Source organism: Spirosoma soli, assembly GCF_042684525.1.
Classification (GTDB): Bacteria; Bacteroidota; Bacteroidia; order Cytophagales; family Spirosomataceae; genus Spirosoma; species Spirosoma soli.
Genome location: NZ_JBHULN010000023.1, coordinates 90,386 through 115,002, shown reverse-complemented (window position 1 = coordinate 115,002; position 24,617 = coordinate 90,386). Strand labels below are relative to the sequence as shown.

General features: G+C 49.6%; 22 protein-coding genes. 9 read left to right on the top strand and 13 right to left on the bottom strand.

Annotated elements, in window-relative coordinates:
• Positions 1-198: 198 nt before the first annotated feature.
• The 3 genes from ACFSUS_RS25725 to ACFSUS_RS25715 all read right to left on the bottom strand — a co-directional run bounded on the left by ACFSUS_RS25725 (position 199) and on the right by ACFSUS_RS25715 (position 4,701).
• Positions 199-3,084, bottom strand: coding sequence for a M16 family metallopeptidase (locus ACFSUS_RS25725; RefSeq protein ID WP_381527322.1), 2,886 nt, complete (start codon positions 3,082-3,084; stop codon positions 199-201).
• A 73-nt stretch (positions 3,085-3,157) separates the two neighbouring features.
• Positions 3,158-3,550, bottom strand: coding sequence for a hypothetical protein (locus ACFSUS_RS25720; RefSeq protein WP_381527320.1), 393 nt, complete (start codon positions 3,548-3,550; stop codon positions 3,158-3,160).
• Positions 3,547-4,701, bottom strand: a complete 1,155-nt coding sequence (locus ACFSUS_RS25715) for an acyltransferase family protein (RefSeq protein WP_381527319.1) — start codon at positions 4,699-4,701, stop codon at positions 3,547-3,549. The genes ACFSUS_RS25720 and ACFSUS_RS25715 overlap by 4 nt, the downstream gene beginning before the upstream one ends.
• 160 nt (positions 4,702-4,861) lie before the next feature.
• On the opposite strand from ACFSUS_RS25715, the gene ACFSUS_RS25710 reads away from it, so the two are divergent.
• Positions 4,862-6,340, top strand: a complete 1,479-nt coding sequence (locus ACFSUS_RS25710; protein WP_381527317.1) for a M48 family metalloprotease — start codon at positions 4,862-4,864, stop codon at positions 6,338-6,340.
• A gap of 5 nt (positions 6,341-6,345) precedes the next feature.
• Here ACFSUS_RS25710 and ACFSUS_RS25705 read toward each other — a convergent pair whose 3' ends face one another.
• From ACFSUS_RS25705 to ACFSUS_RS25675, 7 genes are all read right to left on the bottom strand, one after another.
• A complete protein-coding gene (locus tag ACFSUS_RS25705) occupies positions 6,346-7,122 on the bottom strand; it encodes a hypothetical protein (protein ID WP_381527315.1) in 777 nt (258 codons plus the stop codon).
• Between the two features lie 197 nt (positions 7,123-7,319).
• Positions 7,320-9,293 carry a glucosamine-6-phosphate deaminase gene (gene nagB, locus ACFSUS_RS25700; RefSeq protein ID WP_381527314.1) on the bottom strand — a complete coding sequence of 658 codons (1,974 nt, stop codon included), beginning with the start codon at positions 9,291-9,293 and terminating at the stop codon, positions 7,320-7,322.
• A gap of 140 nt (positions 9,294-9,433) precedes the next feature.
• Positions 9,434-10,606 (bottom strand): Gfo/Idh/MocA family protein, encoded by a 1,173-nt coding sequence (locus tag ACFSUS_RS25695; protein WP_381527312.1) that lies wholly within the window; start codon positions 10,604-10,606, stop codon positions 9,434-9,436.
• 59 nt (positions 10,607-10,665) lie between these two features.
• Positions 10,666-11,277, bottom strand: a complete 612-nt coding sequence (locus ACFSUS_RS25690; protein ID WP_381527310.1) for a GNAT family N-acetyltransferase — start codon at positions 11,275-11,277, stop codon at positions 10,666-10,668.
• 8 nt (positions 11,278-11,285) lie between these two features.
• A complete protein-coding gene (locus tag ACFSUS_RS25685; protein ID WP_381527308.1) occupies positions 11,286-11,690 on the bottom strand; it encodes a ketosteroid isomerase-related protein in 405 nt (134 codons plus the stop codon).
• 44 nt (positions 11,691-11,734) lie between these two features.
• Positions 11,735-12,100, bottom strand: coding sequence for a DUF6169 family protein (locus ACFSUS_RS25680; protein ID WP_381527306.1), 366 nt, complete (start codon positions 12,098-12,100; stop codon positions 11,735-11,737).
• A 57-nt stretch (positions 12,101-12,157) separates the two neighbouring features.
• Positions 12,158-12,667 (bottom strand): NUDIX domain-containing protein, encoded by a 510-nt coding sequence (locus ACFSUS_RS25675; protein WP_381527304.1) that lies wholly within the window; start codon positions 12,665-12,667, stop codon positions 12,158-12,160.
• Positions 12,668-12,812: 145 nt separating this feature from the next.
• Here ACFSUS_RS25675 and ACFSUS_RS25670 point away from each other — a divergent pair, with 145 nt between their 5' ends.
• The 7 genes from ACFSUS_RS25670 (at position 12,813) to ACFSUS_RS25640 (ending at position 19,389) form a co-directional block, all read left to right on the top strand.
• Positions 12,813-13,319: a (2Fe-2S)-binding protein gene (locus ACFSUS_RS25670; RefSeq protein WP_381527302.1), complete on the top strand. Its 507-nt coding sequence runs from the start codon at positions 12,813-12,815 to the stop codon at positions 13,317-13,319.
• The gene (locus ACFSUS_RS25665; RefSeq protein ID WP_381527300.1) at positions 13,316-15,535 is read left to right on the top strand and encodes a molybdopterin cofactor-binding domain-containing protein; all 2,220 of its coding nucleotides are present in this window, start codon (positions 13,316-13,318) and stop codon (positions 15,533-15,535) included. Before ACFSUS_RS25670 ends, ACFSUS_RS25665 begins: the two co-directional genes overlap by 4 nt.
• A 10-nt stretch (positions 15,536-15,545) precedes the next feature.
• On the top strand, positions 15,546-16,703 hold the full coding sequence (locus ACFSUS_RS25660; protein ID WP_381527297.1) for an XdhC family protein: 1,158 nt from the start codon (positions 15,546-15,548) through the stop codon (positions 16,701-16,703).
• 3 nt (positions 16,704-16,706) lie between these two features.
• On the top strand, positions 16,707-17,306 hold the full coding sequence (locus tag ACFSUS_RS25655; RefSeq protein ID WP_381527295.1) for a nucleotidyltransferase family protein: 600 nt from the start codon (positions 16,707-16,709) through the stop codon (positions 17,304-17,306).
• A 140-nt stretch (positions 17,307-17,446) separates the two neighbouring features.
• Positions 17,447-17,860 (top strand): Holliday junction resolvase RuvX, encoded by a 414-nt coding sequence (gene ruvX, locus ACFSUS_RS25650; RefSeq protein WP_381527293.1) that lies wholly within the window; start codon positions 17,447-17,449, stop codon positions 17,858-17,860.
• 83 nt (positions 17,861-17,943) lie between these two features.
• Positions 17,944-18,516 carry a peptide deformylase gene (gene def / locus ACFSUS_RS25645; protein ID WP_381527291.1) on the top strand — a complete coding sequence of 191 codons (573 nt, stop codon included), beginning with the start codon at positions 17,944-17,946 and terminating at the stop codon, positions 18,514-18,516.
• A gap of 75 nt (positions 18,517-18,591) precedes the next feature.
• The gene (locus ACFSUS_RS25640) at positions 18,592-19,389 is read left to right on the top strand and encodes an amidohydrolase (RefSeq protein WP_381527289.1); all 798 of its coding nucleotides are present in this window, start codon (positions 18,592-18,594) and stop codon (positions 19,387-19,389) included.
• Here the strand turns inward: ACFSUS_RS25640 and ACFSUS_RS25635 are convergent.
• On the bottom strand, positions 19,376-20,095 hold the full coding sequence (locus tag ACFSUS_RS25635) for an HAD family hydrolase (protein WP_381527287.1): 720 nt from the start codon (positions 20,093-20,095) through the stop codon (positions 19,376-19,378). The genes ACFSUS_RS25640 and ACFSUS_RS25635 overlap by 14 nt on opposite strands.
• Before the next feature lie 164 nt (positions 20,096-20,259).
• On the opposite strand from ACFSUS_RS25635, the gene ACFSUS_RS25630 reads away from it, so the two are divergent.
• The gene (locus tag ACFSUS_RS25630) at positions 20,260-21,777 is read left to right on the top strand and encodes a DUF4301 family protein (protein ID WP_381527286.1); all 1,518 of its coding nucleotides are present in this window, start codon (positions 20,260-20,262) and stop codon (positions 21,775-21,777) included.
• 94 nt (positions 21,778-21,871) lie between these two features.
• On the opposite strand, the gene ACFSUS_RS25625 is transcribed toward ACFSUS_RS25630, so the two are convergent.
• Positions 21,872-22,366, bottom strand: a complete 495-nt coding sequence (locus ACFSUS_RS25625) for an RrF2 family transcriptional regulator (protein WP_381527284.1) — start codon at positions 22,364-22,366, stop codon at positions 21,872-21,874.
• Between the two features lie 518 nt (positions 22,367-22,884).
• The gene (locus ACFSUS_RS25620) at positions 22,885-24,585 is read right to left on the bottom strand and encodes an IPT/TIG domain-containing protein (RefSeq protein ID WP_381527282.1); all 1,701 of its coding nucleotides are present in this window, start codon (positions 24,583-24,585) and stop codon (positions 22,885-22,887) included.
• Between the last annotated feature and the right edge of the window lie 32 nt (positions 24,586-24,617).

Sequence of the window (24,617 nt, the reverse complement as noted above, 5' to 3'; positions counted from 1 at the left end):
GTTTGCCTCCAACCTAAATTCTTTAGTTCTACACAGCGTCGGCGTAGTACTTCATAATCAGCTTGTTTATATTTAGCCATTACCTAAGTAAAGCACAAACGTTTACGGACTTACTCACGGATCAATATTCTAACAATCGAAGAGTGATGATCAGAAATGCTTTTGATCGTCACTCTTCGATTGTTAGAACGAAATCAATTACTTACCACTTTCTGATTTCTTCTCCGGCAACAGCACCAGTCGGATAAAATTTGGGCCAAAATACGTATTGGCAGCTTCTTTCGTGCTTTCGACGGTTACCTTCTTCAATAGCTCATCTTCGTGCAGTACTTCGTCTGGTGCGTCGCCGTTATAGTATTGATTCTGAAGATAACTCAACCAGAACTGATTGTCCTTTAGCTGCACTTCGGTTTCCCGGCGGGTTTCGGCCTTGAACTTGGCGATGTCGGCGGGCAGAGCGCCCTTTTGTTTTAAGTCATTGACTAACTCCTGTGTTTTGGCAATTAGCTTTTCGACGTTTTCGGGGGCACAACCAAAGCTAATGCGGAACGTGTAACGTGGCACCGGATACTTACTGTAAGCCGCGTTGGAGCCAACACCATAAACGCCCGCTTCTTCTTCCCGAAGCTTTTCGGTTAGTTTTATTTCCAACACTTCAGCCAGTGCATCAAGCTGTGTAGTCGTTTCGGGCGACCAGGTCAGATCTCCGCTATATACCAATTGCACACTCGCTTTTGGATCGACACCTTTGTAGACGGTTTTGCTGATCTGCCCAGCCGGAATTCGAATGCCAAGATCTTTGAACTTCTCAGCCTTATCGCTAGCCGGTAAACCACCAATGTATTTTTCAATCAGCGGCTTCAATTGTTCCTCCTTAAACGTACCGACGAAGAAAAACGTAAAGTCGGCCGCATTGGCAAAGCGTTCCTGGTAGATTTTCAGCGCCCGGTCGAGGTCAACTTTATCGAAGTCTTCAGGCTTCAGCGGTTGACGACGCGGGTTGTTGCCGCCCAATGTGACCGACACTGTATCCTGAAATACCCGAGCTGGCGTTGGCGTGTTGATCTGGTTTTGCAGAGCGCTCCGTTGATTGGATATAAAGCCCTGCACCACATCAGCATCTTTACGGGGCTGCGTAAAATAGCTGTAGAGTAGTTGCATAGCTACCTCCAGGTCTCTTGGCGCTACGCTACCGTTGATACCCTCGCTTAACTCACCCACATACGGAAATACGTTTACTTGTTTACCCGCCAGAAACTTGCTTAATTGAATCTGGTTGTACTCACCCGTTCCGCCCAAAGACGTCAAGGTCGATGAGAAGCGCGCCGACTGGAAGTCCTTCAGGTCGTACAGTGATGTTCCACCGAAGCTGGTGGCGCCAAGCAGAATCTGGTCATTTTTAAAGTTTGTCGGCTTTAATACCACCCGAACCCCGTTTTTAAGCGTCCACTCCGTCACACCAATTTCCTTAATTGACCTTTCGCTTACGACGGGTGAGCCGGTAGGTTGCTTCGCCAGCAGTGGCGTATTAAGTGTTTTATCTTCGTATGCCGTCAAACCTTTACCCGCGTCATTGATGAAACCGATGATCTGATCAACAGTTGGGAGCTTACCTTTGTCTTTTTCGGGAGCCATTACAATTACAGCCCGGTTGTCGTTGTGAATGAATTGGTCGACCAAGGCGTTGACTTCGGCCAATTTAATCCCTTCCTGCTCCTTCTTGAAGAAGTTGTAGTAGAACTCAATGCTCGTAAAAGGCGCTTTGTCTGTAAAATTTTGAACGTATTCTTCTACGAAGCTAGCCGAACGGGTTTTGTCCCGCTCGTTGTAGGCCTGCTCAATGCTGGCAAAATATTCCTGTTTAGCACGGGCTAACTCAGTTGCTGTAAAACCAAATTGTTTTACGCGGGCATTCTCGTCCAGCACCGCCCGAATGGCCCGCTCAACATTGCCTTCTTTAGCTACGGCTATTGATGTAAACGCGTCAAGGTTGCCCAAGAAGTTACTGTAGTTACTGTAGCCACCCAGAAATGGAGGGTCTTTTCGCTGAGTTAACTCCTGAATCCGGTTGCCAAGCATAGTGTTGAACAATCCTCGCTTGATGCTTTCCCTCAGATCGTTTAAGGTGCGTTCCTTGATCTCGGGCCGTTTGTAAATTACCTGCACTACCGTGTTGGGCTGCTCAGGATCAGTCACAATCACAACTTTTGTATCGTCGTGGGGCGGAATCGTAAATTCAGTACGTGGCTTGGCATCTTTAACGGCCGGAATACGACTAAACTTCTCCCTGATAATACCTTCTACTTGTTTTTCATCGAAATCGCCAACGGCAATCACGGCCATCAAATCAGGACGATACCAGTCTTTATAAAACTGTTGCAGCGTTTCTGTTTTAAAGGTCGTTAACACTTCTTCCGTACCAATGGGAAGCCGCTTAGCGTATTGCGAGTTATTCAACAACACTGGAAAATATTGATCGCGCATCCGCTGACCGGCACCGCGCCCAAGGCGTCGTTCTTCCAGAATCACTCCCCGCTCTTTATCGACCTCAGAAGGGTCAATGGTGGCATTATGCGCCCAATCTTCCAAAATCTGAAAGGCCTGATTGAATACATTCGCCGAGTCGGTCGGAACCGGTAGCTGATAAACCGTTTCGTCGAAGCCCGTGTACGCGTTCAAATCAGCTCCAAACCGGACGCCCGCCGATTGAAGAAAATTAACCAGCTCGTTTTTTGGGAAGTTCTTGGTGCCATTAAACTCCATGTGCTCCATGAAGTGGGCCAGCCCCTGCTGCCGGTCGGTTTCCAGCACCGACCCCGCCCGAATGACTAGCCGAAGTTCAGCGCGGTTTTTGGGTTCGGTATTCTTGCGAATGTAGTACGTTAGGCCGTTCGGCAGCTTACCAATCTTTACCCCAGGGTCAAGCGGGATAGGCGCATTAAGATTTACACTTAGCGAAACGGGTGATGATTTTGAAACCCGGGATGCTGGTTTAATAGATGTTGACTTAGGTTTGGCAGCAGGTTGCGCAAACACTAACGTCGTGCCGAGCAACAGGCTCAGGCTAAGAGAAAAACGTACCATTCGGTCGTTCAAGATAGGGTTGAAATTCTATACGTAAAATGTGAAGCAATAACGTTGTATTTGGTCTAAACGTTTATCGCTTGTACACCAAAAGAATGCTGACTAGTATGGAGGCCACTACAGATAACCAGCAAAGAACAATAACCCACTGCATAGGAATTTCCCACATGGGCGCATGAAAGAAATCGGGCTGAGTTGGAATCATTTCGCCGATCTGGTTTCGGGCGCAGAAGTCGTACCAGTCAGCGTAATCGGCAAAGCGGGCCAGGGCGTTCAGTAAGGCTGGCGTGGCGTGGGCCGACGACCGCCAGAACCGTTGCAAGTCCTGCGCTTCTACCCATTGATCGGTATGAGCCATGATCTGCTCACTTAAGATCGTAAAGTCGCACAGTCGCCAGTACTCCGACGGCTCCCAGTGCAAGATTCGCTCTATCTGATATTTAAGATCGTTAGCATGCCGAGTCACACCTTAATAATAATGCTTTTTCGGTACATGATCCACAAGATAACAAACCAAATCAACACAAACGTCAGTGCTCCAGCCAGCGAAGCATTCGTAGGATCGGCAAAGGGTGGGGCAATGTAAGTGCTGTATAAATACTCCTTCAACCCTACCGGCGTACCATCCGGCTGATTGACATGGATTAAGCTCATCATCCGTGGAATCAGTCCCGAAAGAAAAAATACCGTAATGGCGTTGACGCCAAATGCAACGAACGGCAGCACACCCTTTCGCCGTTGCTTCACATCGATCAGCCAATAAGAAAGGGCCAGTCCCAGCATAGCCAATCCCCCAGCCAGCAATACAAATGAACTGGTCCAGAGCGCTTTATTTATGGGAAAGAACCCGTCCCAAATCAATCCGGCAAGCGTTGTGAAGCAACCCGCGACGAAGAGCCAGGCCACTTTTTCGGTATCTGGTCGACTGCTACGTAACCACGCCCCTGTTAGCAGCCCTAAAATGCCAGTGCCAACGGCGGGTAATGTACTTAACAAACCTTCGGGGTCCCAGACTCGGGCTGGTTTGTACACATGAGCGGGGGTTAAAAGGGTCCGGTCAAGCCAGGCCGCTAAGTTTGTTTCGGGTTCGAGGTTAGCGTAGCCAACACCCGGCACCGGCACTAGTGTCATCAGAAGCCAGTAGCCAACCAAAATACTGCCAAGAATGTACAGCTGCTGACGTGGCGTGTTTTGTAGGAAGATAAGCGAACAGGCCAGATACACAAGGGCAATTCGCTGTAAGACGCCAGGAATACGAACGGTCATTATGTCAAATTTGGGAAAGAAGTTCAGGAACAGCCCTAGCAGAAACAACGTTAGGCTACGTTTGACAATCTTCCGTACAACCCCATGTCCAGCGACCTCCGCTCCTCTGCCCAGTGCAAAGGTGATTGAGACGCCAACGATGAACAGGAAAAACGGAAAAATCAGATCCGTGGGCGTCCAGCCGTTCCAGGCAGCATGTTCGAGGGGGGGATACACGTGATTCCAGTCGCCGGGATTGTTCACCATAATCATGGCCGCAACGGTCAATCCGCGGAAGGCGTCCAGAGAAAGCAGGCGGTTAGGAGCTACAGAAGCCAGCCGATCAGTTGTAAGCGTTGAAGCCGTTTGCATGGGCGATAAAGACAAACCGAAAGTTCCTCCGAAAAACGGGCAAAACCAAGCGGAAGTAAGCCAGCTAAACAAAACCTACCTTCTGCTTGGTTATAATTAGTGCTGGCCTGTATTTCGTCAGATGGCAGTGCCTTTTCTTTCTAAATCCACCTTACTTTCTATGTTACGTTTTACTGCATTCTCCTATTTAACTCTATTCGTTGTCTTTACCAGTTTTGTAGGATGCTCGCGGAACCCCGTTACGGGTAAACGGCAGCTTATCCTGATGTCGAAAGAGCAGGAAATCGCTTTGGGAAAGGAGTCGCATCCTTCCATTGTGGCTACCATGGGCCTTTATGACGACACAAAGCTGACCAACTTTATTAATGAGAAAGGAAAAGCGATGGCCCGTCTTTCGCATCGTCCTGACCTGCCTTACCAGTTTTATATTGTAGATTCTCCAGTAGTAAACGCGTTTGCAGTACCCGGCGGCTACGTCTATTTTACCCGAGGCATCATGGCACATTTTAATAACGAAGCTGAGTTTGCGGGTGTGCTCGGGCATGAGATTGGTCACATCACGGCGCAACACTCGGGCCGTCAGCAAACAACACAACTGATCAGTACGGTTGCTTTGATTGGAGGAGCTATTGCTGCGCCGGGGGTGGTAGGCCAGAATCTCGAATCGTTGCAACAAGGATTGGGAGTACTCCTGCTGAAGTACAGCCGCGAACATGAGTCGGAGTCCGATAAGCTTGGCGTAGAGTATTCGAGTAAGATTGGTTATGATGCCAATCAGATGGCCAACTTCTTCGGAACCATGAAGCGTATTACCGATAATTCCGGCCAGTCTATACCCGAATTTATGTCGACGCATCCTGATCCGGGCAATCGACTCACTAAAGTCCGGGAGCTGGCAAAGGACTATCAGACTAAAAACCCCGCTAAATATCAGATAGACCGTGACAATTACTTGAGGCTGATTGAGGGAATTCTCTACGGTGAAGACCCAAGACAGGGCTTTGTGGAGAACAACATGTTCTATCACCCTGAGCTTCGATTCCAGTTTCCGGTACCCAACGGTTGGCAGCACCAGAACTCGCCAGCCCAATTTCAGATGGGTGCCAAAGACGGGAAATCTGCCATGATTCTCATGCTGGCTAAAGGCAATTCACTAGACGAAGCGGCTCAGACAATGGTAAATGAGTTGAAGCTAAGCGTGCAGGAGAGTAATTGGACGACTATCAATGGCAATCCAGCGCTTGTCATCATTTCCCGGCAGCAGCAACAACAGCAGCAAGGCCAGCCGCAACAAGCGCCTGATCCTAAGAATACGCTCCAGATTGGCACCCATCTAATTCAGTATAACAACGCCATTTATGCCTTGCATGGACTCGCAACAGTAGCTGATTTCAATAACCAGTTTAGCACCTTCCAGCGAGTGGCATCCGGTTTCCGTTCACTCACCGACTCGGATAAGCTCAACCGTAAACCAGAGCGCGTTCATATAAAATCGGCCCCACGCAACGGTACCTTTACGGAGGTCATGACCGCCTTAGGTATGCCCACTAGCCGAATTGAAGAACTCGGTGTGTTGAACAGCCTTAAGAAAAACGACCAGGTTGCGCAGGGAACCTTAGTAAAAGTGATTGGACGGTAAAGAGTCTATACGCTAAAAACCACGCGCAGTTTCTTCTCCAAATCTTTTTCTAACTTGGCTAAACCCTCTGCGTTCGGCAGGTACGTTAGTGCCCGATGGTGACGTAAATCGAATGGGATATCGCCCACGGACTGCGTAATTGGGATCACAATCTTGCCAAGCGTATGCGCCACGCCCGTTTCATAAAACACGTTGGGATTTCGGTCGGTGAAATCAGTAATAACCACTTTTGACGTAAAAATTAAATCGAACACATCCTGGATCAGAATGCTGTTGTCCCAAATGTCGTCGGCCCGTTTGCAATCAATTTGTAGTTTTTCGCACACATTCCGAATGGCCGCGTAAGTTCCCGAGAACTTAGCTTCAAACGGCATCATCACGGACAATACATTCGTTTCAACGGGTTTATCCGGAATCCGAAATACGTCAGGCGCGAACGTAACCACGCGTTCCGGCTGCCGCGTTTGCACCGTTGACACAAACTCCGGCACTAGTGGTCCCGGCCGCTTGACCGCCAGTTTTCGTAACTCAACGTACCGCTCAATTTCGTACAGGTTGGCATTACTGTCGTTGATCATCTTCGATAGCACTTGCAGGCTATTTCCGTCATAGTCTTCATCCTTGAAGTCGAGGCTTCTCAACAAGCGCGGATGATCTTCGACTAGTTCAAGGCTATCGGTCAGATAAGCAATTCTGAACCAGTCGGCTTTGGTGAAATAATCTCGGACGAATTCGTGCAAAGCAAAGAGCCTGGCTGTCCGCTGTTTGTTCTGTTTCGTCATGTTTTAGCGCAAAGGATAGGTTGAATATAATACAACTATTATATATAAATGCAATAGTATTAATTTTTTGTATTATATTAAATGATAGAATGAAAATTTAATGGATTGGTATAAATAGAAACTCCTTCTTACACAAACGCCCCCTTGCAAACTAACCAGCTTGCAAGGGGGCGTTTGTTGTTGTAACGTATTAGCGTCTAAAACCGCCAGCGTACGAAGGCTTCCATTGCTTCGTATTCAGCCAGTCCGAGCCGGTTGTACAGGCCCGCCGTTGCGCGGTTACGCTCTTCGGCCCGTTGCCAGAACTCGCGGGAGTCGGTACCCTGATACACGACGCCGTCTTTTTGCGACTGGTGCTTGAAGATCCCTAACCGCTTCCGCATCACCTGGTCCGGCGACATTGGAACGGCCATTTCAATCTCATGAATGTCCCACTCAGCCCAGGCACCCCGATAAAGCCACACCCAGCAGTCTTTCATGAAATTCTTGTGTTTCAAACGGCGAACGGCTTCTAGCACGGCATCTAAGCAGACTTTGTGCGTACCGTGTGGATCGGCAAGGTCACCGGCAGCGTAGATCTGATGCGGCTTGATCTCTTCGATTAAGGCCATCGTAATCTTAATATCTTCCTCACTAAGCGGCTTCTTAGCCACTGTGCCCGTTTCGTAGAACGGCATGTTCAGAAAGTGAGCGTTTTCGACCGGAATGCCTACGAAGCGACAAGTCGACTTTGCTTCGCCCATCCGAATCAGCCCTTTCACGTAACGAACTTCGTTCGTGTCTTTTTCGCTATCCTTCTTCTCACGTAATGAGGCTGCCGCATCCTGGAAAATTCGGGTTGCTTCGGGACTTTTGATACCAAATTTGGCGTTAAAGTCCACCACGTAATCGGCAAAGCGCAGTGCCTCATCATCAGCTACCGCAATGTTACCCGATGTCTGGTAGCCAATGTGCACCTCGTGGCCCTGATCAACTAGCCGTTGGAATGTACCGCCCATCGAAATGATATCGTCGTCGGGGTGGGGGCTGAAAATCAGGCAGCGCTTATGAGCGGGCAGGGCACGCTCGGGACGGTTCGTATCGTCGGCATTCGGTTTACCACCTGGCCAGCCGGTGATGGTATGCTGAAGCTGGTTAAAAACGTCGATATTAATGTCATACGCCTGTCCATACTGCGCCAGCAGATCACTCATACCGTTATCGTTATAGTCGCGGTCGGTGAGCTTCAGAACCGGCTTACCCAATGTCAATGACAGATACGTGACGGCCTTTTTCTTCATCTTGTTATCCCACACCACTGAATCCACCAACCAGGGTGTTTTCATACGGGTTAACTCAGAGGCAGCTGCTTCATCAATCACAAACAGCGCATTCGGGTGGGTTTGCAGATACGATGCAGGGTTCAACTCGGTTACTAAACCTTCTACAGCACCCCGAATAACGGGCGCCTTGCGCTCACCCCACGCCAACAGCACAACACGCCGGGCATTCAGGATACTGGCAACACCCATCGTAATGGCTTTACGCGGAGTTTTTGGCAAACCACCAAAATCGGATGATGCCGCAGCCCGAGTCGAGTTGTCGAGCATCATCAACCGAGTGTGCGAGTTAATAAGCGACCCCGGTTCGTTGAAACCGATGTGGCCATTACCACCGATACCCAGCAACTGAAAATCGAGTCCACCCGCGGCTTCGATATCGGCTTCGTACTGCTTCGCAAATTCGCCTACTTTATCAACCCGAACCGTTCCATCCGGAACATGGTAGTTCCCTTGGGGAATGTCGACGTGATCGAATAGTTGCTCCCGCATAAACCGCCAGTAGCTTTGCAGCGAATCGGGTTCCATGGGGTAATACTCGTCCAGGTTAAACGTAACTACATTGCGGAAGCTCAATCCTTCCTCGCGGTGCATCCGAATAAGTTCGGCGTATACTGTTTTGGGCGATGAGCCAGTGGCTAAGCCTAAAACACAAGGCTTGCCTTCGCTTTGCTTTTGCCGAATCAGGTCGGCAATTTCCTGGGCCACGGCGCGGCTGGCGTCTTTAGCGTCAGCATAAATGTGCGTCGGGATTTTCTCGTAGGTGATGGCCGATTGAATGGGGCCACCGGTGGGGGTAATGCCTGGCACCGGTCCGTCTGGATTGTCGAGTAGTGGTGACTCCGTGATCATGCGCTGTGCGGAGAATTAGTATGACAGCGTAAAGGTCGAAAAAAAACAAGTAGCTCAACAGCCATTAAGCAGGTTGTTTGCCTATAGCGTGCAATATTTTTAAATTTTTTTATTAATAGGTCATTATTGCGTTGCGCAATCTACGATTGACGAGCCATCTGATCGGCTTGTGTAGCTGTTTCCAACGAGCGTAAACCGTTTTGCTCAGTAATGATACGGTGCGTGTCGGGATACTTTATACCACTGACCTGATCGCGGAACATTAGACGAAGTAGTTCGCTGTATAAGTGCTGTTTCTCTTCGCCAAAGCCAAACCGCAGCTCTATTTTCTGGTAGGCGTAGAATTCCTTATGGCGTCCTCGTATTGGTTCTTTGCCATTGATGTTGTCCGTTACGTTTAGCTGAGCACCAGGAAACAAATCCATCAACGCACGCGTCGTTTCTTCGTCAACTACGCACCGCATCACCATGCGCGTTGGTACCCATTCGTACAAGGTAATATCCCCCCGTTCAAACAGAAGCCGCATCTCCTGCCGATCCATGCGTCCGGTTTGCGTAAATCCGTGGTAGAAGTTGACCAGTTTACGGCCGGTTTCATCATCGCCATATTCGACTGTGGCCTGCACCTGATCTTCGATGCGGTCCGACGCGCGGCCATCAGAGCCTGGTCTTTTCAGCACTTGTGCCGCTTTCACGGTGCCATCGCCGAGCCAACCGGCGAACATATCGAAAAAGTGAACTCCGTGCTCAATGAAGATACCTCCGCTTTTGCTGCGATCCCAAAACCAGTGTTCAGGTGAAAGACCTTCGTCGCCAGCATAATTTTCAAAGTAGCCGTGCAAGAATTCGCCCAGTAGCTTCTTGTCAATCAAGTGTTTGATGCGGGCGAACATAGGGTTATAGCGCTGCATCAGGTTTGTAACCATAAGCAACCCTTTCTGTGCGGCCGTTTCCAGCATTTCGCGGCCCTGTTCCGGATTCATAGCCAGCGGCTTTTCGCAGATAACATGCTTTCCTGCATTTAGAGCCAGCATCGCTTGCTCGTAGTGCATGAAAGGAGGGGTTGCAATATAGACTATATCTACCTCGGGATGGTTAACCAGCTCGTCAAGACTACTCAGCATTTCGGCGCCAAAACGCTTGGCCGTACGATGAGCCTCATCACGGCTTGACCCGGCAATTGCCACCAGGCGGGTATGGGGGGTTTGCAGGAATTGCTGAACGGCAAACAGGCCAAATCCGCCCATGCCAATAACGCCAATGCCTATTTCATGATCTTCGGACGTACGGTCCACTGTTGCGGTTGTTTCCATATAGTTGCTCGTTGTATTCAGGAGAACAACCGCTGGTTTGACGTTTATGTTGGCCGAGGCTACTGAATCGACTTCATCCAGTACACCATTTGTTTAGGCGTAGACACCGTTTCGCTGCGATCAGGCCATGTAAAAGTGCTTTGTAAATTCGGCTCACGATGGTAACCCCGTTTATGCCAGAACGCATCCAGTGGCTGATAGTTGACGGGGCGAAGCGGGTGGTCGTCAGGGCGCTGAACGGCGCAGAAACAGGTAGTCGTGTATTGATTAAACTGACGGGCATGGGCTTCACGTTCGTCAAAGAACCGATGGCCCAATCCTAGGCCTCGGTACTCAGGCAACAGAATGCTTTCGCCAAAATAGACTATTGTATCAAGATTGTAGCCTGTCTCACGAAACGGCTGCTGTACGTCTTCTGTTTCATCCAGCAAGGGCAGCGCAGTCGTAGCGCCAATCATTCGATCGTCGTCGTAAACGGCAAAAAGCAGCGAACGTTCTGAGCGAGCGTATGTTTCCAGATACTCTTTCTCGTAGGCAACAGAGCCTTCGTACAAGTAAGGGAATTCGCGAAAAACGGCAATCCGCAGGGCCGCTAATTCGTCAAATACAGTACGGAATTGAGAGCCCGTTGAACGTAGAAACCTGAGATCGGAAAGCGGTTCTGCTGCCACGAGCCATCTTATTTATCCAACACCAACGATTCCCAAAGCGGCAGATTGTAATACGTTGTAATCCGGGTGATCAGTCCATCTGCCACTTCCAGAAACGAACCAGCGGGTAAAACGTATGTTTGTCCGGTAGCCGCGGGCAGATCGCCATCCGTTTGTTTATAAACGCCATTGACGACAAACTCACAGGCAACCCGGCTTCCGGTCGGCTCTGTCAGGATGACCATGTCGGTCAACGTTTCGTCGTAGCAGGCGTCCATGTGCTGTAGAAACTGGGTAAATAAGTCTTTGCCTACCCGTGTCGCTCCCTGATTGCTATCGTGGCGAACGTCAGTATGAACCAAGTTGAGCATAGCGGCCCAGTCTTTGCGGTTAAAGGCGTTGTAGTATTCCGTGACGGTGTCGAAAGCAGTCATACATCTGGCTAGTGATTAATTGGCCGCAAAGATAGGTGAATCGGCTACTTGTCGGCATTGTATCCCGATGTAACCCGCATGAATGCTTCAAATACCTCGGCCCTATGCGGATTTTTTCGTTTGACAATAAGGGTTAACGGATAAACCGTACCAGTTGAGTCGCGAATAATCTCGTCTAGTTTCGCAAAATCATCGCGTTCAAAATAATAGAACCACCGGTGAAATAACTGCTGTCGAAGCACCTGACGGCCGTCGTAAGAGGCACAAATATAGAGCGTAATGGTGTCAGCGCTACGTACGTAAAAGTCCTCGAAAATGGCCGCCAATGTTCGGGCTGTGAGCTGGTCAAAGGGTGGTGTCCGGCCCGTTGGGTTGTGGCTAATGGTTAGCGAAGGGGGAGGCTTCGCCAAACAGCGTTTTCAAGAAAACGAATATACACTAAAACAAGTTTGATGAGATACAGCTCATTAAATCCCTGTAGCCAAGCCCAGTCGTTTAGCCTGCCATTCTTTTACCGCTGGTCCCGTCCCGAACGGCCACGGCTTAATCTCAGCAATTGGCACCACTTTAATGGCCTGTAGTTCGGTCTGGTCCATAACGATTGCTCCCGATGCCCGAACGTGATACGTGAAAATTACTTCGTTTCGCTGGTAAAAGGTGTAAATGCCTAAGAACTCCACAATGCGGGCGTCCGTTAAACCCGTCTCCTCCCGAATCTCACGTAATATGGCATCCGCCGGTTCTTCGCCTTTTTCCAGAAAGCCGGTAACAATGCCAAACCAATCGGCTGGCCAGCCGATGTTTTGTGTCAAGACCACCGTATCATTATCATATTCGACAATAGCCCCCACCACCGGAAGTGGATTATCGTAGAAAATATAGCCACAGGGTTTCGAACAGATTAGCCGCTCACGGCCACTGGCCTCCCCTTTTACCAATGGACTGGCGCAGTTTGGGCAAAAATTCATTTGAAGCATAAAGGGCAGGGTTGCGAAGCTCGAAGGTAAGACCTTTGGGTGTATGATTTTCCGTTTTAACTGGTTAACTTTCGATTGGCTAATTGCTCGGTTATCTATCTTTACCCATTAATTATTGATTTAATTCTTTCTCAGCTTTCTACGAATGGCTTCGATAAAATTAACCATCAACAATCAGGTGCGTACACTCGATGTGGACCCTGAGATGCCGCTGTTATGGGCGATCCGCGATGTGGTTGGTCTAACCGGCACTAAGTTCGGCTGTGGCATTGCCCAGTGCGGAGCTTGCACGGTGCATCTGGACGGTGCGCCCACGCGCTCGTGCAGCGTTCCGGTATCTGCGGCTGCCTCGTCGAAGATCACCACGATTGAAGGTATATCGAAAAACGGAGATCATCCGGTTCAGAAAGCATGGATTGAACATCAGGTACCTCAGTGCGGCTACTGCCAGTCGGGGCAAATTATGTCGGCGGTGGCGCTGTTGAAGCAGAATCCTAAGCCTTCCGATGAAGAAATTGATACAGCTATGCAGGGAAATATATGCCGCTGCGGTACGTACAATCGAATTCGGCAGGCCATTCATACCGCTTCGGCAACGATCAGCGCAGCGCCTAAGATGCCTAAATCCACCCCTAAAATTGGTAAACGATGAGCTCAACGCCCCAACAAACTGATGGTACAATTGGCCGTCGTAACTTCCTTAAAGCTGCGGGCCTAACCGGAGCCGCTTTTGCACTTGGCTTTCCTTCAACCGAAGCTATCGCAGGTCCAGTACTGAACCTCAGTAGCCTGCCCGAATCCGTCGAGCTGACTCCGTTCATTCTCATTCAGAAATCTGGACGGATTACCATCATGAACCCTCGGCCCGAGATTGGTCAGGGGACCTATCAGTCAGTGCCCGCTTTGATTGCTGAAGAATTGGAAGTCTCCCTCAGTAAAGTCGTTATTCAGCAAACCGGGGGCGAAAGCCGGTTCGGTGATACCTGGTCGCAGGCGGTGGGCGGTAGCGGCTCCATCCGGGGAGGGTATACTCAGATGCGAAAAGTGGGCGCATCAGCTCGTGAGATGCTTCGGCAGGCGGCTAGCCAGCAATGGAACGTGCCGCTGGAAGAATGCATCGCCGAAAATGCGACAATTCTTCATAAGCCAAGCAACAAACGGCTGACCTATGGGCAACTAGCTGACGTAGCCGCCAAGCTACCGGTTCCCAAAGATCCGCCCCTTAAAGACCCGAAAAACTTTACTATGCTGGGCAAGTCCACACCCCGGCCCGATGTCCCCTTAAAGTCGTCTGGCCAGGCGACGTTCGGCATTGACGCTAAGGTACCGGGTATGGTGTATGCTTCGGTCGAGCGTTGTCCGGTACTGGGCAGTACATTGACCAGCTTCGACGCATCTAAAGCTTCTAAAGTAAAAGGCGTGCGGCAGGTGGTAAAAGTTGAGCGTGTGATGGGCAAAAACCGCTTTGAGGGCGTAGCCGTTGTCGCTGACAACTACTGGGCGGCCTTACAGGGACGTAAAGCCCTGACGGTGCAGTGGAATCATCAGGATTTAGACAAATTCAGCTCAGTTGATTTCGAAAATCACCTGCGCGATTTAGCTAAGAATGACGGAGTTGTCGGTCATAAAACAGGCGATTTCGACAAAGCGTTTACCGACTCGCCGAATCAACTCGAAGCGTTCTATGAAACGCCGATGGTGAGCCACTCCACCATGGAACCCATGAATGCGTTGGCCCATTACAAGCCCAGCGTGGATTCGCCCAGCGTGGATTCGCCCGGCGACAAAGTTGAGATTTGGGTGTCATCGCAGGGTGGTGATCTGGTGAAGGATGAGGTGTCGAAGGTGTTGAAGATTCCTAAAGATAACATCACCGTACACGTCTTGTTCAATGGCGGAGGGTTTGGCCGACGATTGACGCAAGACTTCGCCGTTGAAGCCGCCTTGTTGTCCAAAACCATCGGTAAACCCGTTAAAGTTGTCTGGACACGCGAAGACGACACTAAACTTGGTCCCTTCCGACCGATGACCTTCTCGGCCATGCGCGGAGCATTGTCGGCCGATGGTCAGCCAGTAGCGCTCCAACATAAAGTCATTGCGCCTTCCATCGACGCAACGATGCAGGAGAAGTACGACAAGACCAAGCCCGACGGCACCATGCTCGAAGGCACCGGCGAGCAGAAATATGAAATCCCAAATCTGACAACGCGCTACGTCCATGCAGACATACACGTTCCGCTAACGTATTGGCGATCCGTGACAAGTTCGACTTTGGCTTTTGCGCACGAGTGTTTCCTGGACGAAATGGCGCAGAAAGCCGGAAAAGACCCGATGGCGTTTCGATTGGGTATGCTGACGAAGGAGTCTGACGCCAAACGGGTACTGACAAAGCTGAAAGAGGTATCAAACTGGGATAAGCCCTTACCGGCCGGTTGGGGTCGGGGCGTAGCTCAGTGGGAGTTCTTTGCCGGATTAGCCGGTCAGGTTGTTGAGGTTTCTAAACAGGCTGACGGCTCAGTGAAAGTTGAGAAGGTTTATTGCGTGATTGACTTAGGCACGGTGGTCAACCCCGACAATGTGAAGGCTCAAATTGAAGGTTCCGTCGCTATGGCGCTTACGGCCGCGACCAAAGATGCCATTACGTTTGACAAAGGGCAGACCGTTCAATCCAATTTTGATACGAATCGCATGTTGCGGATTAACGAAATGCCAGCTGTGGAGGTTCATATACTAGCCGAAGGCGGACCAACCATCAAAGGGGTTGGCGAGCCAGGTTTACCGCCATTAGCTCCGGCACTGGCCAATGCCGTTTTTGCGGCCACCGGCAAACGTATCCGAAAATTACCTTTCGACTTAGGAAAGGTTTGATGCAACATTCATGAAGGAAATTAGCCGCATACTGGAAGTTTATGAGCAAATCGATTTCGAACAGCGTAAAGCCGCACTGGCGACGGTTGTTTGGGTTGAAGGCTCGTCGTATCGCCGACCAGGGGCGCGTATGCTGATTACCGACGATGGTCGTTGGGAAGGAGCCATCAGTGGCGGATGCCTGGAGGGCGATGCCTTACGCAAGGCTCGTCAGGTGATGCGCGATGGCGCTCCTATTGTGGTTACTTATGACACCATGGACGATGGAGCAAACAGCTTTGGCGTTGGGTTGGGGTGCAATGGCATTATCGACGTATTGATTGAACCAATTGACCCGGCCAATCCACAAAATCCGGTTGCGTTGCTGAGGGAGTTTGTCCAAAAGCGTGACGTACGGGCCTTGGCGACTGTATTGAAAAGCGACGTACCCGACCTGACACCCGGTAGCCGGTTTATTTTAACAGAACAAGCCGGAGAGTCTATACCCGATTGGCTATACAGCGACATGCAGGATGTGTTTGCCAGTGGTAAACCACTCACGGCAACGTATACCCTCTCTTCAAACAACGTTGAGCTATTCGTTGAGCGCATTGACCCCGGCATCGAGCTAGTTATTTTCGGAGCTGGCTACGACGTTATTCCCGTGACAAAGCTAGCCCGCGAACTCGGCTGGCAAGTTACGGTTACCGACGACTGTGTAGCGCATCTGGCTCCGAAGCGGTTTCCGGTAGCCACCTGCGTCGTATTCGCCGATCGAACAGCCGTGCTTGATCAGGTCACCGTCACAGAGCGAACAGCCGCCGTATTGATGTCGCATAATTTCAATTACGACCGGGCCGTATTACAGGCCTTACTAACGACAGACATACCCTACATTGGTATGTTGGGGCCGCGCAAACGGTTCGACAAAATGCAGGCTGAGTTCGAGAAAGATGGGCTGTTTCTTCCCAAGGAAGTTCTCAACCGAATTCACGCACCTATCGGCCTCGATCTTGGCGCTGAAACACCCGATGAGATCGCCTTGTCAATCATTGCCGAAATCAGAGCCTTTTTTGCCAAGCGGGCCGGTGGCTTTCTCAAGGACATTCCTGGTCCCATTCACGAGCGGTTATCAGGAAATGCCTCAGCCTACCGTCGGCAGCCCGATACTATTGATTTTACTGAGTAACGGATGAACGTTGCCACCATCATTCTGGCTGCGGGCGCTTCAACACGCTTAGGTGGCGAGCTAAAGCAATTGCTAACCTATAATGGCAAATCGCTGGTTCGGCGCATTACGGAAGAAGCGTTGTTGCTACAAGCTGGATCGGCAGTGGTGGTGGTGCTCGGTGCTAATCATGAGCGTATTGCGCCTGAATTGGCCGATTTACCCGTGACAATGCCCATCAATGCGGACTGGAGCGAAGGCTTGGCCTCCTCGTTGCGCATGGGACTGGCTTCACTCGATGCAGAGTCCATTGATGCCTTTCTGGTATTGCTGACCGATCAGCCTTACGTAACCGTTGACTTGCTCCGGCAACTCATAGCAACACAGCAGCAAACGGGCAAGGGCATTGTGGCCTGTCGCTACGCTGAACCAAGTCATCTTGGTGTTCCGGCTTTATTCAATGCCCGTTACAAGTCAATATTTATGGACTTAAAGGGCGACACGGGCGCCCGTAAACTCATTCAGCAATTTACGGCCGATTGCGCTGAAGTTCCTTTCCCGCTGGCAGCTGTTGACCTGGATACCCAGGAGGACGTAGCGAAATGGCGAGAAGCAGAAGGTTAACCCTTCTAGAAAAGGAACTCATTGTGAACAGTTCTTTGTAACAGCTTCCCGTAGCGACCGGTTTAAACCGGTCGCTACGGGAACGCATAAAGTGTCATCAAATCACCCCTATCCTCTAATTTTCGTACCTTTGCCAGGAAATGGCCAGACTCCTCGCACTCGACTACGGCGCTAAACGCACCGGCATTGCTGTTACTGACCCGCTGCAATTGATTGCTTCGGCGTTAGAAACGGTACCTTCGCATGAGCTACTGAAATACCTTAAAGCTTACGTAGAGCGGGAGCCGGTTGAAGCGTTTATTGTTGGCTTGCCAAAGCGGCTGGATGGTACTGATACTGATAATACCCCGCGCGTTCGTAAGTTCGTGACCCATTTGCAGAACGCTTTGCCCGACATTCCGGTTTATTGGCATGATGAGCGCTTTACATCAGCGATGGCCTTACAAGCCATGATCGCGAGTGGTAGCACCAAGAAGGACCGGCGTGAGAAAGGCAACATTGACAAAGTCAGCGCGGCCATTATCCTTCAGTCATATATGGAAAGCAAAAAATAGTTTGGCGTTGACGAATTGCCGTTTTATAGTGCCATCGAGGTACTACACGGCGATACCGTAAACTACAAACCGTAAACTGAATTATGATCCTCCCAATAATTGCCTACGGCGACCCAGTGCTGCGGAAACGAGCTAAAGATATTGAACCAGGTAGCATTGATGTTAAAACGCTAAGCGAAAACATGTTCGAAACAATGTATGCCGCATCGGGCGTGGGTCTGGCCGCTCCGCAGATTGGTCAGAGCATCCGCATGTTTGTCGTTGACGGCGCCCCCTTAAATGAAGACGAGCCTGAAGAAGATATTGATAAAAGCCTGGTAGGTTTTAAGAAGGTGTTTATCAATCCGGAAATCATTGAAGAAGCGGGTGACGACTGGGGTTTTGAGGAGGGCTGCCTGAGCATCCCGGGTATTCGGGGCGAGGTGTTCCGGCCCGAAATTGTGGTGATTCATTACTACGACACCGATTGGAACGAGCACGAAGAAGAATACGACGGGATGGCCGCCCGTATTATCCAGCACGAATACGACCACCTCGAAGGCAAACTCTTTACGGATTACCTCCCTTCTCTCCGCCGTCAGTTGATTAAGAAAAAGTTAGCTGATATCACTAAAGGCAAAACAGATGCGGAGTACAAGATGAAATTTCCGAAGTAACACGAAGGGCTGGGGGCATGGGGCTAAGGGTAAAGAAACTCCTTGCCCCTAGCTCCACCCCCAGCCCTCTGCCCCATGCTACACATCACCCTCCTCCAACCCAATCTATACTGGCACGATCCGGTCGCGAACCGGGCCATGCTGGAGGAGCATATTTTCAGCTTGCCCGAGCCAACCGACTTGATTGTCCTGCCCGAAATGTTCACGACGGGCTTTACCATGGATGCCAGCGCAGTGGCCGAACCAATGAACCTGACCACTTTCCGCTGGATGAAGCAGATGGCCGCTCAAACGGGTGCCGTCGTGACGGGCAGCTACGTCGTGCAGGAAGGAAACCCGGCCGGTCGTCAATTCTTCAACCGGCTGATCTGGATGCAGCCAGACGGCCAATTTGACACCTATGATAAGCGTCACCTCTTTCGTATGGCGGGCGAAGACAGGACTTATGCGGCCGGAAGCCGTCGGCTCGTGAAAGAATGGAAAGGCTGGCGTATCTGTCCGCTTATTTGCTATGACCTTCGCTTTCCGGTCTGGAGCCGCAACCGACAGGCCGAAACCACTGACTTTGCCTACGATTTACTTTTGTATGTCGCCAACTGGCCGTCGGCTCGTCGTACGGCCTGGAATACCTTGTTGCAGGCTCGCGCTATCGAGAACTTAAGCTACGTTATCGGCGTGAATCGAGTGGGTCAGGATGGTAATGGACACTCCTATTCGGGCGAATCAGCCGTCATAGATTTCAAGGGGGAAGTCTTATTTCGCCAGGCGGACACCGAAGCCGTTCATCAGCAGACGTTATCACTGGAAGAGCTCGAGGCTTTTCGAGAAAAGTTTCCAGCTAATCTCGATGCCGACGCGTTTACACTGCTGTAACCTCAAGCCATCCCAGCACATCCCGTACACTGCTGAACGTAGCAAACGACTTGCCGACCAGCTGCTCCTCGCCTACCCGCTCGTGCGCCCAGGTAACCGCATACGGCACATGTGCGGCCCGCGCCCCAATGTGCACCACCGGCAGCACATCTGACTTCAACGAGTTACCAATCATCAGGAACTCGGTGGGTTGAATGTTATATTTCTGTAAAATGCGCTGGTACGTCGTCTCGTTTTTTTCGCTGACGATTTCAACGTGTTTGAAAAAATGACCTAACCCTGAGCGGGCGATTTTGCTTTCCTGATCAAACAGATCGCCTTTGGTTAGCACCATGAGGTCGTACCGTTTAGCGAGCACGTCCAAGACGTCGTGTACACCGTCGAGCACGTCAATCGGAAACGTGAGCAGTTCCTTTCCGATGTCAATAATCTGCTGTATTTCTGTTCCCGTTACGGCTCCATTGGTGAGTTCGATAGCCGTTTCGATCATGGATAAGGTCATGCCTTTTGCCCCATACCCAAACAGTTGTAGATTTCGGATCTGGGTATCGTAGAACCGTTTGGATAGCGTTTCCTGATCAATGTGATGCATGAGCAGTTCGCACAGCCGTTGCTGCACGTTAACGTAATTCGGCTCATTGACCCATAGTGTGTCATCGGCATCGAAAGCAATCAGCTTCAACTGCGGAGTTGCGAAGGTGTTCATAACAAAACAAAGGTAAACACTTGAAGAGGTATGTTTGTCTATAAAGTAATTCCTTAACGGACGGTTCACGCAGGCAACTGGTTCCTAGCGATAAATTGATTTGCGTCATGTTGTCGAAATACCCAATTTGCTGACCTCCTAACGCTTTTATTTTCATTTAGACGATGCAGTTTACCGAGCAAGATCAGGACCAGATGCTGGCACAGGGTGTATCACTTGACCAGATAAATCAACAGATACAACATTTTGTAGAAGGATTTCCGTACCTCAACGTCATTAAGGCCGCTACAGTGGGAGATGGAATCATCCGTATCGATGAAGACGAATTAGGCACGTACCTCCATAGATTCGATGAAGCGGCCTCCACGCGTGATTTGGTAAAATTTGTGCCCGCTTCCGGCGCTGCTACGCGGATGTTCAAATCATTATTTGCGGCCTTGGATGGTAAGTTCGACAAAGCAACCGACGAGGTGTTTGCCCGTTTAACTGATTTTGCTTTTTATGAAGACCTGAAAGCGGCTATGGCCGTTAAAGGAGCCGACTTGGACAAAGCAGTTACTAACAACGATCGGCAGACGATACTCCGCTTCTTGTTAACCGAAGACGGGCTAGAGTACGGCAACCTGCCCAAAGGATTGCTCAAATTTCACCGCTATCCGGATGGGGCACGCACTCCTGTTGAAGAGCACCTCGTCGAAGGCGCAGCTTACGCCAATTCTAATGGCCTGGTGAAAATTCACTTTACTGTTTCGCCCGAGCACCGCGATCGTTTTGAAGAATTGATCCACCAGGAAAAAGCCGATTACGAAGCCTGGCTTGGCGTAACGTTTGAGGTGTCGTTTTCAGAGCAGAAAAAAGCAACGGACACCATATCCGTTAACATAGATAATTCGCCATTTCGCAACAACGATGGGTCGCTGTTATTCCGGCCGGCTGGTCATGGCGCTTTGATTGAAAACCTCAATGACATCGACGCGGACATCGTTTTCATTAAAAACATTGATAACGTTGTTCCTGATGAGATTAAGGAGCCAACCGTTACGTACAAAAAGGTGATTGCCGCCGTTTTACTGGATGCTCAACAGCAAATTGCCCGTTTGCAAGGGTTGCTGGAAAGCCAATCCGACGACGTCAGCGATGGCTATCTCGCCGAAGCGGATGAACTGCTACGTCGGACGCTCTTCACCCTGCCACCAGCCGGCTTCGAGAGTCTGTCGAGATCCGAAAAGCTGGCGTATTACAAGCAGAAATTGAACCGGCCGGTTCGAGTGTGTGGTATGGTAAAAAACGTGGGCGAGCCGGGCGGAGGACCGTTCTGGGCTAAAAATCAAGATGGTTCGGTTTCGTTGCAGGTGGTTGAGTCAGCACAGATTGATCTGGCCAATCCCCAACAGAAATCGATCTTCGATGAAGCGACCCACTTCAACCCCGTAGACCTGGTTTGTGGCTTAAAAGACCGTGAGGGTAAGAAATACGATCTACCAACTTACCGAGATCCACAAACAGGCTTTATCACCGCTAAATCGAAGGATGGAAAAGACCTCAAAGCGCAGGAATTACCTGGTTTATGGAATGGCGCCATGGCCGACTGGAATACAATTTTTGTGGAGGTGCCACTGATTACATTTAATCCCGTTAAAACCGTGAACGATTTACTCAGGAAAGAGCATCAACCTGAGTAGATAGTTAAAAAGTTGTAGGGTCATAGAGCTGTATAGTTGGCTTTGCCATCATTAACTATACAACTCTGTGACCCTACAACTTTTTAACTTGTATTTATGCAGACATCCGGTTGGATGCCGCTTCGGTTAATTCAGCGGCCTTAGCGCCAATGGGAATCTCTTTTGTTTCTATTGACGTTGGATTCTGAAAGGAAAGCAACGTTGTGTTTTCGTATACACCGAGATTGGCGTCCCGCACGCGCTCCATAATCGGCTTAAGAGCACAAGTTATCTCGTCGGTGCAGTCGTCGCACTTTACGTAGAAATTAAACGATACGCAAGGGGTAGGCGCAATCGGACCGTCGATGACACGCAGAACCTGCGCCAGATTAACGCGGCCTGGATCCACACGTAGCAAATACCCTCCTCCTTTGCCCTTTTGGCTTTGCAGAATACCATGATTCCGCAATTCCAGCAGAATGGCCTCTAAGAATTTCTTCGGGATATTTTCTTTTGCCGAAATGTAAGAAATCAGCACGGGACCTTTCCCGTACTCTTCAGTCAAAACCTTAAGGGCCTTGATGGCATACTTAGCTTTCTTAGAGATCATTGTTACGGTGCCTAAGAGGGTTACAGTGATTTGGTGAGTACTACTTACGTTGGTGATCTACCACTTACAAGTGGCCAAATTACTAAGGTCTTAACAATCAGCCAAAATCTTAGGCGTCTTTTACACAAAATGTGCTAAACGGTTGCATTTATCTCAGCTAATTGCCTTTCTTCTCCACAGATTTACTCGCAAACACGCAGATACTATCTAAAAGTTCATCGACTTAGTCGGCTATTAGACGGAGTGTTTTTCAGAAAGTAACAAACCGTCGATTAATTCTATCAATCTTCATGCCTATTCCTTCGTTCATTTAGTTGTTATGGCTAGTCAGGTAGGGCTAAACAGATGCGTACACGTAATCAGAATACGCCTTTACACATCTTCGCCATAACTTTTACAGATCTCCCGTTAATTAACTTATGGCTTATACGTTTCTAGATTTTTCTGTAAAAAGAAAAAAGCCAGAGCAAAGCTCCGGCCCTTTCGTGCGACACCAATATGAAAATTAATTTGAAAGCTTATTGATCGTAATTCGTAGTTTGTGGATCAAAGTTGGTCCAGCCTGCCGTCCAGTTTTCGGTATTAAAAGCGCCACGGTAAGGAGCAGGTGTAAAGAATGGATCAGCGAGTTTACCACCTGATGCTGCATTAGCAGCGACTAATAGCGGAGAACCACTTTGCGGTAGGAAATTAGGAGCCGTCAGATTAAAGTTCTGAGCATTTAGCAACAGGGGCGTGATATCAGTCGGTAAAATTTGGTTCTTACGAGTAGCTGCGTTGAAATAAGCTTGAGCAGCTGCTGTAGTAATATCCCCTATACCACGTACAACCGTTGTTGAACCTGGATTTTCTGAGTTTCCAAATACAATGCCCTGTAAGTCTAAGCTGCCATCATTAATGTTAGCTAATGTCCCCGCAGTTGTACCTTCTAAACGTAATCCCTCTGGGAAGCCTGTACACACCGTGTTATAAATACTAATTTTTGTATTCCGGCGCAGGTGCATAGCCGCTCTATAAGCGCCAGAGCCACCACTTGTGTTTGCTTGGTTAGGTACACCAGGATTAAAAGCAAAGGCACTGAAATTGGCAAATATTGGAGCCGTTTGTGGCCGGCCAGCAATAAGAGGTACGCCCGGGTCGAAATTATCTGATTCAAATGCTTCTGAACCAGACTGGTCAGCAACGTTAGGATCACGTAGAGCAACGCCAAACTGAACTTTGCCCGTGTAGCCATAATCTGTATCGAAATCATCATCGAATGTACGGTGTGCAACCAGATATTTAGCGTTCACAGTACCACCAAACCATTCAAATGCGTCGTCACCACTGTAAGAAACTTGCACGTGGTCAATAGTTGTACCTGAACCAACTTGGTAGCAGGTTAAACCGTTAATTTCACTATTGGGCGTAGCAGACAGAGCAACACCTGGAAACTCGATTCGAACGTACTGGAGCGTACCTGAGTTGTCATCTGCGGCAGTTAAGCTAGGGTCAAATGTTCCGGCAATACCACCTTCGAATGCACGGTCAGTTCCTTGGTTAACGGGCGCTCGTCCAATCAATACAATTCCACCCCAGTCACCATATTTGCGAGAATTCGCTGGCTGTCCTGAAGTAAACACAATGGGAGACTGGGCTGTACCACGGGCATCTATACGTGCACCTCTTTCAATAATCAATGTACCAGCATGGTTTTGATTTTCTGGATCTTGGCTCTGATTACCTCCGCGAATGATGGTGCCAGGCAATATGGTTAATACTGCTCCACTTCTTACATACACATAGCCGCGCAACTGATATATAGTACCCGGTGACAAGGTTTGGCTAGTCGGAATCGAGTTCGGTAACGTTACTACTGGTCGATTAGACAAACTGAAACTTGCCGTTGATGGTGATTGCACCGTCGTACCACCTGACGTAATAGAGATCGGGCCATTTTGAGCATTAGTCGGTACTATTACCGTTAACGACGTCGTATTGGCTCCTGTAACCTGTGCCACCGCATTCCCACTAAACACCACAGTGTTACTGGCGGGCGTTGCACTAAAGTTTGTTCCAGTGATAACAACAGATGCGCCAATAGGAGCTGAAGTTGGGCTAATAGATGTAATGGATAACGGATCTGGTGTTGGCTGATCGTCGTTTTTACAGGAAGATATGGCCACTGTCAGACCTAGCGCCAAGAGCAAAAGATACTGGAAGCGTTTAATAAATTGCATAAAAATTGATTAGTTAGATTTGATTATTATTT

Bases quoted from the DNA above. Each gene is read 5' to 3' on its own strand.
- ACFSUS_RS25670 (WP_381527302.1), top strand. From the start codon at position 12,813: ATGGCTTCGATAAAATTAACCATCAACAATCAGGTGCGTACACTCGAT.
- ruvX (WP_381527293.1), top strand. From the start codon at position 17,447: ATGGCCAGACTCCTCGCACTCGACTACGGCGCTAAACGCACCGGCATT.
- ACFSUS_RS25620 (WP_381527282.1), bottom strand. From the start codon at position 24,585: ATGCAATTTATTAAACGCTTCCAGTATCTTTTGCTCTTGGCGCTAGGT.
- ACFSUS_RS25655 (WP_381527295.1), top strand. From the start codon at position 16,707: ATGAACGTTGCCACCATCATTCTGGCTGCGGGCGCTTCAACACGCTTA.
- ACFSUS_RS25685 (WP_381527308.1), bottom strand. From the start codon at position 11,690: ATGACTGCTTTCGACACCGTCACGGAATACTACAACGCCTTTAACCGC.
- ACFSUS_RS25640 (WP_381527289.1), top strand. From the start codon at position 18,592: ATGCTACACATCACCCTCCTCCAACCCAATCTATACTGGCACGATCCG.
- ACFSUS_RS25715 (WP_381527319.1), bottom strand. From the start codon at position 4,701: ATGCAAACGGCTTCAACGCTTACAACTGATCGGCTGGCTTCTGTAGCT.
- ACFSUS_RS25625 (WP_381527284.1), bottom strand. From the start codon at position 22,366: ATGATCTCTAAGAAAGCTAAGTATGCCATCAAGGCCCTTAAGGTTTTG.
- ACFSUS_RS25675 (WP_381527304.1), bottom strand. From the start codon at position 12,667: ATGCTTCAAATGAATTTTTGCCCAAACTGCGCCAGTCCATTGGTAAAA.
- ACFSUS_RS25665 (WP_381527300.1), top strand. From the start codon at position 13,316: ATGAGCTCAACGCCCCAACAAACTGATGGTACAATTGGCCGTCGTAAC.
- ACFSUS_RS25630 (WP_381527286.1), top strand. From the start codon at position 20,260: ATGCAGTTTACCGAGCAAGATCAGGACCAGATGCTGGCACAGGGTGTA.
- def (WP_381527291.1), top strand. From the start codon at position 17,944: ATGATCCTCCCAATAATTGCCTACGGCGACCCAGTGCTGCGGAAACGA.
- ACFSUS_RS25660 (WP_381527297.1), top strand. From the start codon at position 15,546: ATGAAGGAAATTAGCCGCATACTGGAAGTTTATGAGCAAATCGATTTC.
- ACFSUS_RS25695 (WP_381527312.1), bottom strand. From the start codon at position 10,606: ATGGAAACAACCGCAACAGTGGACCGTACGTCCGAAGATCATGAAATA.
- ACFSUS_RS25635 (WP_381527287.1), bottom strand. From the start codon at position 20,095: ATGAACACCTTCGCAACTCCGCAGTTGAAGCTGATTGCTTTCGATGCC.
- ACFSUS_RS25725 (WP_381527322.1), bottom strand. From the start codon at position 3,084: ATGGTACGTTTTTCTCTTAGCCTGAGCCTGTTGCTCGGCACGACGTTA.
- nagB (WP_381527314.1), bottom strand. From the start codon at position 9,293: ATGATCACGGAGTCACCACTACTCGACAATCCAGACGGACCGGTGCCA.
- ACFSUS_RS25710 (WP_381527317.1), top strand. From the start codon at position 4,862: ATGTTACGTTTTACTGCATTCTCCTATTTAACTCTATTCGTTGTCTTT.
- ACFSUS_RS25705 (WP_381527315.1), bottom strand. From the start codon at position 7,122: ATGACGAAACAGAACAAACAGCGGACAGCCAGGCTCTTTGCTTTGCAC.